The following is a 9,900-nucleotide window of genomic DNA, read 5'->3' as shown; positions in this document are numbered from 1 at the left end:
CCGCGATGAACCTTTTTTATGACTTCTAAACCACAAGCGTAATGATTACTCTTGAGGTACTACCTTACCGATGTACGGTAGGTGACGATATTTTTGTGCGTAGTCGATACCAACACCAACAACAAACTCGTCTGGGATCTCAAAACCAATCCATTTTGTATCGACAGTCACTTCACGGCGAGAAGGCTTGTCTAATAGCGTACAAATTTCGATAGACTTAGGACCACGTAGGCTCAGAATCTCTTTTACTTTAGTCAGCGTGTTACCTGTATCGATAATATCCTCTACAAGTAGAACGTCTTTACCTTGGATATCATCATCAAGATCTTTCAAAATACGAACATCACGTGAGCTTTCCATGCCGTTGCCGTAGCTAGACGCGGTCATGAAATCAACTTGGTGAGTTAAATCGATAGCACGAGCAAGATCTGCCATAAAGACAAAAGATCCACGCAATAAGCCAACTAAAACTAGATCTTCACTACCGTTGTAGTGTTCCGTGATCTGTTTGCCTAGTTCGTTCACTCGATCCTGAACTTCTTGCTCAGAGATCATGACTTCAACTGTATGCTTCATACTGCTCTCATTCTATTTGGTGATTGCGACGAATGTTGACAGTTTCGTCAGTTGTGTCGCTCAATTTTGTGCGTAAGTCTAGCACTGCTCAAATACCCACACCACCTTATGGTTCGAATTTACTGTCAGATTCTCCACGAAATGTGCGCTGGTGCCTTATCCAATACTCGTCTCCTTTCACATCAATGCTGATCACGCTTTATGTATCAAGTTTGATGTAACTGTCTATAAAACAAGCTGAAAGGATTGACCATTCGCATATGCACCATTACACTCATCTTGGCTTAAATAATAATAAAATCATTAATATAAAAATTTCGTTGGCAAGGAAAATAAAATGGACTCAATATCTAAGAGACCTAGAACTAGGCTTTCACCTTTAAAAAGAAAACTTCAATTGATGGAAATCGCTCTTGAGGTATTCTCTCGCCGCGGCATCGGTCGTGGTGGACACGCTGATATTGCAGACATCGCTCAGGTGTCTGTCGCAACGGTATTTAACTACTTCCCAACCCGTGAAGATCTGGTTGATGAAGTACTAAATCACGTTGTACGCCAATTCTCTAACTTCCTTTCAGACAATATCGATCTGGATATTCACGCAAAACAAAACCTACATAATATTGCGACTGAAATGGTGACGTTAGTGGCTCAAGATAGCCATTGGTTAAATGTATGGTTCGAATGGAGCGCTTCAACTCGTGATGAAATATGGCCGCTATTCGTAACAACGAACCGCACTAACCAAATGTTAGTACAAAACATGTTTAGCAAAGCGATTGAACGCGGCGAAGTCTGTGACGATCACGACCCTAAACATCTAGCGAATCTATTCCACGGCATTTGCTACTCGCTATTCATCCAAGCGAAACGTGTAGAAACGCCAGAAGAGCTTTCAAGCTTAACGGATAGCTATTTGAACATGCTGTGCATTTATAAATAGATTTGAAATTCGGTCTTCGAAAAAAACTTAGGGATTGGCGTATTGCGTCAATCCTTTTTTGTTTTTAGCACTCGCTCTTCGTATCCCGGAGCGCAGCGTACTCGCATCTCGGAGTGAAACGTTCCTGCGCCTTACTTCAGACATAAAAAAGCCGCTGACAAATCAGCGGCTTTTAAAAACATTAGCGAGTGACTAAGAAAGAATTACTTCTTCTTTTTCACTGCTTTTTTGTTTGGAAGGTCAGTGATTGAACCTTCGAATACTTCCGCAGCTAGACCAACAGACTCGTGTAGAGTTGGGTGAGCGTGGATAGTAAGTGCGATATCTTCTGCATCACAACCCATTTCGATCGCTAGGCCGATTTCGCCAAGAAGTTCACCACCGTTAGTACCAACAACAGCACCACCGATTACGCGATGAGTATCTTTATCGAAGATCATCTTAGTCACGCCGTCTGCACAGTCAGAAGCGATTGCACGACCAGAAGCAGCCCAAGGGAAAGTAGCAACTTCGTAATTGATGCCTTCAGCTTTCGCTTCTTTCTCAGTCTTACCTACCCAAGCAACTTCTGGCTCAGTGTACGCAATTGATGGGATTACTTTAGGGTCGAAGTAGTGCTTCTTACCAGAGATAACTTCAGCAGCTACGTGACCTTCATGCACACCTTTGTGAGCAAGCATTGGTTGACCAACAACATCACCGATCGCGTGGATGTGAGGAACGTTAGTACGCATTTGCTTATCAACATTGATGAAACCACGCTCATCAACTTCGATACCCGCTTTTTCAGCGTCGATAAGTGCACCGTTTGGAACACGACCGATAGCAACAAGAACAGCATCGTAGCGTTCAGCTTCAGCTGGTGCTTTTTTGCCTTCCATTGAAACGTAGATACCGTCTTCTTTTGCTTCAACAGCAGTCACTTTAGTTTCAAGCATTAGCTTGAACTTGTTCTTAATGCGCTTAGTGAAAACTTTAACGATGTCTTTATCCGCAGCAGGGATAACTTGATCGAACATCTCTACAACTTCAACTTTAGAACCTAGAGAGTGGTAAACCGTACCCATCTCAAGACCGATGATACCGCCGCCCATGATAAGCAGTTTTTCAGGTACTTCGTTTAGTTCTAGTGCATCCGTAGAATCCCAAATACGTGGGTCTTCATGTGGGATGAAAGGAAGTTTGATTGGGCGAGAACCCGCAGCAATGATTGCGTTGTCGAAGTTAACAGTTGTTGCTTCGCCTTCGCCTTCAACAAGAATGCTGTTAGGACCAGTGAACTTACCGAAACCGTTAACAACAGTAACGTTACGCATCTTAGCCATACCGCCAAGACCGCCAGTTAGTTGATCAACTACTTTTTCTTTCCAGATACGGATCTTGTTGATGTCCGTTTGTGGCTCGCCGAATACAACGCCGTGCTCTGCCATCGCTTTAGCTTCTTCGATTACTTTAGAAACGTGAAGAAGTGCTTTTGATGGAATACAACCAACGTTTAGACATACACCACCAAGAGTGCTGTAACGTTCAACTAGTACTGTTTCTAGACCTAAATCCGCACAACGGAATGCCGCTGAGTAACCAGCAGGACCTGAACCAAGTACAACAACTTGGGCTTTAATTTCTTTGCTCATTGTGACCTCTTGTAGTCATTATCCCTAACAGGCTGAGTAGATGTTCTTAAAATTATTGGGCTTTCAAACAGGAAACATTTTACAGAGATGTTAACAGTGTGAAAGTAGCTTTAAGTTAGCCTGTGAGCTAGACAACAATTCCCCATCAGATTATGAGAAATGCAGGAAACTGTTGTCTAAAAATAGTCTTTATATAAAGAATTAAGGTGACCCGAAAGTCACCTTAATAATTACTTTCTCAATTACAGTACTAGACGACGAATGTCAGATAGTGCGCTGTTTAGGAAAGTAATGAAGCGTGCACCTTCAGCACCATCGATCACACGGTGGTCGTATGATAGAGACAGTGGAAGCTGTAGACGTGGTTGGAACTCTTTACCATTCCAAACTGGCTTAATTTCAGACTTAGATACACCTAGGATACCTACTTCTGGAGCATTTACGATTGGAGTAAATGCAGTGCCGCCAATACCACCAAGGCTAGAGATTGTGAAACAACCGCCTTGCATGTCTGCCGCTGTTAGCTTACCAGAACGTGCTTTCTTAGAAACAGCCATTAGCTCTTCAGATAGCTCGTAAATGCCTTTCTTGTTCACGTCTTTGAAGACAGGAACAACTAGACCGTTTGGTGTATCAACAGCGATACCCACGTTTACGTACTTCTTAAGAATGATGCTTTCGCCATCTTCAGAAAGAGAAGAGTTAAACGCTGGGAATGCTTCTAGCGCTTTAGCAACAGCTTTCATGATGAACACAAGTGGAGTGATCTTCATGCCAGTGTCTTTCTTCGCTTCGATTGCGTTCTGTTCTTTACGGAATGCTTCTAGCTCAGTGATGTCTGCGTTGTCCCATTGTGTAACGTGAGGGATCATTACCCAGTTACGGTGCAGGTTAGCACCAGAGATCTTCTTAATCTTAGAAAGCTTCTGAACTTCAGTTTCGCCGAACTTGCTGAAGTCAACTTTTGGCCATGGTAGTAGACCAAGAGCAGAACCGTCGCCGCCTTTGCCAGATGCAGCTGCACCAGACTCAAGACGCTTAAGTGCATCTTTAACGTAAGACTGAACGTCTTCTTTAAGGATACGGCTCTTACGACCAGTACCTTTAACCTTAGAAAGGTTAACGCCAAATTCACGAGCTAGACGACGAACTACTGGAGAAGCGTGCGCGTAGTCACCGTTCTCTTGGAAGTCGCCAGCTGCTGCAGGTGCTTCTGCTTTAGGAGCAGGTGCCGCCGCTGGAGCTGCTGCTTGTGCAGGTGCTGCAACAGGAGCAGGAGCTGCGCCTTCAACCGGAGTGCCGGCCACGACGAAAGTCATGATTAGAGAGCCAGTTGACACTTTGTCGCCAGCTGCAATCTTGATCTCTTTTACTGTACCAGCGAATGGTGCAGGAACTTCCATTGAAGCTTTGTCGCCTTCAACAGTAATTAGAGATTGCTCTTCTTCTACTGTATCGCCAACCGCTACCATGATTTCAGTAACTTCTACTTCGTCACCACCGATATCAGGAACGTTTACTTCTTTTTCAGCTGATGCTGCTGGTGCCGCCGCTGGAGCAGGAGCTTCTGCAACTAGAGCGCCTGAACCCGCTACTTCACCTGTTTCTACAGAGAAAATCATTACTAGAGAACCAGTCGATACTGAGTCACCAGAAGCGATCTTGATTTCTTTAACGATACCAGCGAATGGTGCAGGAACTTCCATTGAAGCCTTGTCACCTTCAACAGTAAGAAGAGATTGCTCTTCTTCTACTGCGTCACCGATAGCAACCATGATTTCAGTTACTTCAACTTCATCACCGCCGATGTCAGGAACGTGAACTTCTTTAAGCTCAGCCGCCGCTGCAGGAGCAGCTGCAACTGGTGCCGCCGCTTCAACTGCTGGAGCAGCCGGTGCTGCTGCAGCACCTTCCGCAGGAGAGCCTGCCTCTTCAAAGATCATGATAAGAGAACCAGTAGAAACTGAATCGCCTTCTGCTACTTTGATTTCTTTAACGATACCCGCTTGAGACGCTGGAACTTCCATTGAAGCTTTGTCGCCTTCAACAGTGATCAGTGACTGCTCTTCTTCAACCTTGTCGCCAACGTTTACAAGAATCTCAGTTACTTCAACCTCGTCAGCACCGATGTCTGGTACATTAATTTCGATTGTCATTGTATTTACCTACCTTAATGCCAGTCTTATGCGTATTGCGGGTTAGTTTTTTCAGTGTCGATATCGAATTTAGCAATTGCTTCCACAACTACAGACTTCTCGATGTCACCACGTTTAGCCAGTTCAGTTAGAGCTGCAACTACGATGTAGCCAGCGTTAACTTCGAAGTGACGACGTAGGTTTGCACGGCTGTCAGAACGGCCGAAACCATCTGTACCAAGTACTTTGTAAGACTCAGTTGGCATGTACGCACGTACTTGCTCAGCGTAGTTCTTCATGTAGTCAGTCACTGCGATTGCAGGTTCTTTACCAAGAACAGTCGTGATGTACGGTACTTTCTCTTCAGCTTCTGGGTGAAGCATGTTGTCACGCTCTACCGCTTGGCCGTCACGAGTTAGTTCGTTGAACGACGTTACTGAGAATACGTCAGATGCTACGCCGTACTCTTCGCTTAGAATTTCAGCCGCTTTACGCGCTTCGTTCATGATAGTACCAGAGCTCATTAGTTGAACTTTGCCCTTAGCACCAGCGTGAGATTCAAGCTTGTAGATACCTTTACGGATGCCTTCTTCAGCGCCTTCTGGCATTGCTGGCATTGCGTAGTTCTCGTTCATTACTGTTAGGTAGTAGTAAACGTTCTCTTGCTCAGGACCGTACATGCGACGGATACCGTCTTGCATGATTACCGCTAGCTCGTAAGCGAACGTTGGGTCGTAAGAGATACAGTTAGGGATAGTGTTCGCTTGGATGTGCGAGTGACCATCTTCGTGCTGTAGACCTTCACCGTTCAGTGTTGTACGACCTGCAGTAGCACCTAGTAGGAAGCCACGAGCTTGTTGGTCGCCTGCTAGCCATGCCATGTCACCAATACGTTGGAAACCGAACATTGAGTAGTAGATGTAGAACGGGATCATCGGTAGATCGTTTGTGCTGTATGAAGTTGCAGCAGCAACCCATGAAGCCATAGAACCTAGTTCGTTGATACCTTCTTGAAGAACTTGACCAGACGTTGCTTCTTTGTAGTAAGAAACGATGCCTTTATCTTCAGGTGTGTATTCTTGACCGTGTGGGTTGTAGATACCAACCTGACGGAATAGACCTTCCATACCGAATGTACGAGCTTCATCACAGATGATAGGAACGATGTTCTTACCAATGTTCTTATCTTTAAGAAGGATGTTTAGCGTACGTACATAAGCCATAGTTGTAGAGATATCACGCTTCTGTTCACCTAGTAGAGGTGCGAATGCGTCTAGCTCAGGAACCTTGAACTCTTGAGTAAACTTAGGAAGACGTGCAGGTGTGTAACCGTGTAGAGCGTTACGACGAGCGTGCATGTATTCGTACTCGGGCGTACCTTCTTCCAATTTCAGGTAAGGAAGTTCAGCGATCTTCTCATCTGAAAGGATGTCTTCTAGGCCTAGGCGATCACGTAGGTGTTGAACATGAGTCATGTCCATTTTCTTAACACCGTGTGCAATGTTCTTACCTTCAGCTGCATCACCCATGCCGTAACCTTTAACAGTCTTAGCTAGGATTACAGTTGGCTTACCGTTTGTCTCTTTAGCATTGTTGAATGCAGCAAACAGTTTAGAAGAATCGTGACCACCACGCTTAAGAGCGAAGATTTCGTCATCAGTCATGTCTGCAACTAGTGCAGCTGTTTCTGGGTACTTACCAAAGAAGTGCTCACGTACGTATGCGCCATCTTTAGATTTGAATGTTTGGTAGTCACCATCGATAGTTTCGTTCATTAGTTGAAGAAGCTTACCAGTAGTGTCTTTAGCTAGTAGAGAATCCCAGTTGCTACCCCAGATAACTTTAACAACGTTCCAACCTGCACCTTTGAATAGGCCTTCAAGTTCTTGGATGATGCTACCGTTACCCATTACAGGGCCGTCTAGACGCTGTAGGTTACAGTTGATTAGGAAACATAGGTTGTCTAGCTTCTCACGCGCAGCGAAAGAGATAGCACCACGTGATTCTGGCTCATCCATCTCACCGTCACCTAGGAACGCGTATACGCGTTGCGCTGAAGTTTCTTTCAGGCCACGGCCGTCAAGGTACTTAAGGAAGCGCGCTTGGTAGATAGCAGAGATAGGGCCAAGACCCATAGATACTGTCGGGAACTGCCAGAACTCAGGCATCAGTTTCGGGTGCGGGTAAGAAGGGATACCTTTACCATCAACTTCTTGACGGAAGTTATCTAGCTGTTCTTCAGTTAGACGACCTTCAACGAATGCACGAGAGTAGATACCTGGAGAGATGTGACCTTGGTAGTAAACTAGATCGCCACCGTCTGTCTCGTTTGGAGCACGGAAGAAGTGGTTGAAACATACTTCGTAGAACGCTGCTGCTGACTGGTAAGAAGCCATGTGACCACCAAGGTCTAGGTCTTTCTTAGAAGCACGCAATACGATCATGATTGCGTTCCAGCGAATAATCGAACGAATACGACGCTCAAGAGTTACGTCACCAGGGTAAGCTGGCTCTTGTGCTGCTGGAATTGTGTTGATGTAGTTTGTGTTGATGCCTGTAGCCATATCAACACCATCTAAACGTGCTTTATCTAGAACTTGTTCTAGTAAAAACTGTGCACGTTCTACACCTTCTTCACGTACTACTGACTCAAGAGCTTCTAACCAATCTTGAGTTTCCAGAGCATCAACGTCATGCTTCATGTCAGACATGGCGATCTATCCTTTTTGTTAGTTGGATTCTACTAAACACGTAAAAAGCCGAAGTATTACGGCTATTTACCCTGTTGAATTCGACGTAGAGAACGTTCGCGGCGCGACTCTTCCTTCGTCAAATCCAGCAATGTTTCTTCGATGTAAGCTAAATGAGAGTGTGACATTTCACGTGCCTGTTCTGGCTGCCCTGAAACAATCGCATCTACAATGTTAGCTCGATGTATACTCACTTTCTCCACAACGTCTTTACGACGATGCAACAGCTTTAAATTCTCTAAGACGTTTTGTTCGAGTAACGGAGCCAAGCTACGAACAATGTGCAATAACACCACATTGTGCGCTGCCTCTGTTAAAGCAATAAGAAAAGCCATCACCGCTGCAGATTCGGCTTCAATATCACCCTTTTCTTGCGCGCCGTGAATTTTTTCTTGGCAGGCTTGAATACGAGCAAAGTCTTCATCGGTTCCACGCAATGCCGCGAAGTAAGCCGAAATCCCTTCCATCGCATGACGCGATTCCAACAAGTCTAGTTGGGTTTCAGAATGGGACGACAACAAATTAAGCAAAGGATCTGAAAAGCTTTTCCAGATATTTTCGCTAACAAACGTACCTCCACCTTGACGGCGAGTAAGCAAGCGTTTTGCTTCTAAACGTTGTATCGCTTCTCGGATCGAAGGACGAGACACATCGAACTGTTTCGCCAGTTCGCGCTCAGGCGGCAGCTGCTGCCCTGGAGCCAGTGTTCCTTCCACTATCAACCTTTCTAACTCTTGTTCGATAACATCGGAGAGTTTTGGCTGACGAATCCTTTGATAAGCCATAGTTTGTTGTTCTTCTTTTTCTTCGCTGACAATTGGTAATACCAATTTTAAGTTGGGCAGAAATTAACATAATTAAAACGCCACTGTCCAGCCTAAAATTGACCTGCATCATAGAATACAGCGTGAATTAACCATGATTTAACAAATGAAATTTAAAACAGCAACCAAATTGGTCTTACCATTTACAGGGGTAATACTTTTGGGGAGTGTTCGTGCTAGAAAGTTTCAGGATAAAAATGAATTGTTTCAGAAAGATTAGTGTCACTCGTTTAAAAATCGAACCAAGCGCACATTTAGGGTGGAAATTCTGTTCATAAGTTTTAATAAATGAGTGTTTGATAAGCTCGTCACACTCTCGATTTATTGATGCTCCCCGTCCGACCACTTCCTTTACAAAAGCACAACAAAAATTCACAAACAATTATGCTCACCGTTGATTATCTAGAGCCCTTCAATGAGCAGAGTCTTGTTGTGAATTCGGATTTAGAAACTCAGTTGGCCTTGATATTTCTTCCAATCAAAAACCAAACCGGGGTCAGTCTTTCGTAGCGGAGCGATGTATTGATGGCCAGTGATACGCTGACGCGTAATCTGCGGGAAGTTCGACACCAATGTCTCCGTTAATTGAGCCAAAGATTGGTATTGCTGCTCGGTATAAGCCACAAAGTCACTACCTTCCAGTTCAATACCAATCGAATAGTCATTACACCTTTCACGCCCTGCAAAACTCGACTGGCCAGCATGCCAAGCTCGGTCTAAGAAAGAAACGAACTGCACCACTTCCCCGTCGCGACGAATCAAACAGTGCGCCGATACATCCATTTGGTGAATCACCTTAAAAAACGGGTGTTCCGACGGGTCTAGCTTACCCGTAAAAAACTGTTCGATGTAAGGCCCACCAAATTGACCCGGAGGCAAGCTAATATTGTGAACCACCAGCAGAGAGATATCGTCGGCACTCGGTCTAGCATCAAAATACGGGGAAGGAACATGCCGAGCGTAGTCATACCATCCATTGGAGCTGATCGTCATCTTGGTCTCACTTTATTTTCTGCTAGCACAATAAGATGTGACCTT

Annotated in this window: 7 protein-coding genes; 1 reads left to right on the top strand and 6 read right to left on the bottom strand. The window is 44.8% G+C overall.

Annotation, left to right across the window (positions count from 1 at the left end; all coding sequences use genetic code 11):
• Positions 1-45: 45 nt before the first annotated feature.
• Complete coding sequence (gene hpt / locus AB4138_RS10955; RefSeq protein WP_017059438.1) at positions 46-576, bottom strand: hypoxanthine phosphoribosyltransferase; 531 nt, start codon at positions 574-576, stop codon at positions 46-48.
• A gap of 337 nt (positions 577-913) precedes the next feature.
• On the opposite strand from hpt, the gene AB4138_RS10950 reads away from it, so the two are divergent.
• Positions 914-1,519 (top strand): LuxR/HapR/OpaR family quorum-sensing transcriptional regulator, encoded by a 606-nt coding sequence (locus tag AB4138_RS10950; protein ID WP_032549310.1) that lies wholly within the window; start codon positions 914-916, stop codon positions 1,517-1,519.
• A 203-nt stretch (positions 1,520-1,722) separates the two neighbouring features.
• Here AB4138_RS10950 and lpdA read toward each other — a convergent pair whose 3' ends face one another.
• The 5 genes from lpdA to ampD form a co-directional block, all read right to left on the bottom strand.
• A complete protein-coding gene (gene lpdA / locus AB4138_RS10945; protein WP_017059440.1) occupies positions 1,723-3,153 on the bottom strand; it encodes a dihydrolipoyl dehydrogenase in 1,431 nt (476 codons plus the stop codon).
• A 242-nt stretch (positions 3,154-3,395) separates the two neighbouring features.
• Positions 3,396-5,309 carry a pyruvate dehydrogenase complex dihydrolipoyllysine-residue acetyltransferase gene (gene aceF / locus AB4138_RS10940; protein WP_372306029.1) on the bottom strand — a complete coding sequence of 638 codons (1,914 nt, stop codon included), beginning with the start codon at positions 5,307-5,309 and terminating at the stop codon, positions 3,396-3,398.
• Positions 5,310-5,335: 26 nt separating this feature from the next.
• The gene (aceE, locus tag AB4138_RS10935; RefSeq protein WP_017059442.1) at positions 5,336-7,999 is read right to left on the bottom strand and encodes a pyruvate dehydrogenase (acetyl-transferring), homodimeric type; all 2,664 of its coding nucleotides are present in this window, start codon (positions 7,997-7,999) and stop codon (positions 5,336-5,338) included.
• A 62-nt stretch (positions 8,000-8,061) separates the two neighbouring features.
• A complete protein-coding gene (gene pdhR, locus AB4138_RS10930) occupies positions 8,062-8,823 on the bottom strand; it encodes a pyruvate dehydrogenase complex transcriptional repressor PdhR (protein ID WP_017059443.1) in 762 nt (253 codons plus the stop codon).
• A gap of 483 nt (positions 8,824-9,306) precedes the next feature.
• A complete protein-coding gene (gene ampD / locus AB4138_RS10925) occupies positions 9,307-9,855 on the bottom strand; it encodes a 1,6-anhydro-N-acetylmuramyl-L-alanine amidase AmpD (RefSeq protein ID WP_372306027.1) in 549 nt (182 codons plus the stop codon).
• Positions 9,856-9,900: the final 45 nt, after the last annotated feature.

Origin of the sequence: Vibrio sp. 10N.286.52.C3 (assembly GCF_041468865.1) — a bacterium.
GTDB lineage: Bacteria > Pseudomonadota > Gammaproteobacteria > Enterobacterales > Vibrionaceae > Vibrio > Vibrio crassostreae_C.
The sequence above is the reverse complement of the archived record's forward strand: the minus strand, read 5'-3'. Positions and strand labels throughout refer to the sequence as shown.